Origin of the sequence: Aquicoccus porphyridii, from assembly GCF_008369105.1 — a bacterium.
Classification (GTDB): domain Bacteria; phylum Pseudomonadota; class Alphaproteobacteria; order Rhodobacterales; family Rhodobacteraceae; genus Aquicoccus; species Aquicoccus porphyridii.
Map to the genome: position 1 here is coordinate 1 of NZ_VINQ01000080.1, position 615 is coordinate 615.

The window sequence follows — 615 nt, forward strand, 5'->3', positions numbered from 1 at the left end:
TGGCGCAGTCGACCAACGACGCCTACCCGACCGCCATCCGCCTGGGCCTGCTGCTCGGCCACGACACCCTGCTGGCCAGCCTCGACAGCCTGATCCAGGCCTTCGCCGCCAAGGGCGTCGAATTCGCCGGCGTACTGAAGATGGGCCGCACCCAGTTGCAGGACGCCGTGCCGATGACCCTCGGCCAGGAATTCCACGCTTTCGCCACCACCCTCGGCGAAGACCTCGACCGCCTGCGTCGCCTGGCGCCGGAGCTGCTCACCGAAGTGAACCTCGGCGGCACCGCCATCGGCACCGGCATCAACGCCGACCCCGGCTACCAGAAGCTCGCCGTCGAGCGCCTGGCCGCCATCAGCGGGCAGCCGCTGAAGCCGGCCGCCGACCTGATCGAAGCCACCTCCGACATGGGCGCCTTCGTGCTGTTCTCCGGCATGCTCAAGCGCACCGCGGTCAAGCTGTCGAAGATCTGCAACGACCTGCGCCTGCTCTCCAGCGGCCCGCGCACCGGCATCAACGAGATCAACCTGCCGCCGCGCCAGCCGGGCAGTTCGATCATGCCGGGCAAGGTCAACCCGGTGATCCCGGAAGCGGTCAACCAGGTCGCCTTCGAAGTGA

General features: G+C 68.6%; 1 protein-coding gene. It reads left to right on the plus strand.

What is annotated here, in order from left to right:
• The coding region (locus FLO80_RS23660) for a lyase family protein (protein WP_246156791.1) at window positions 1-615 on the plus strand (615 nt) is incomplete at both ends.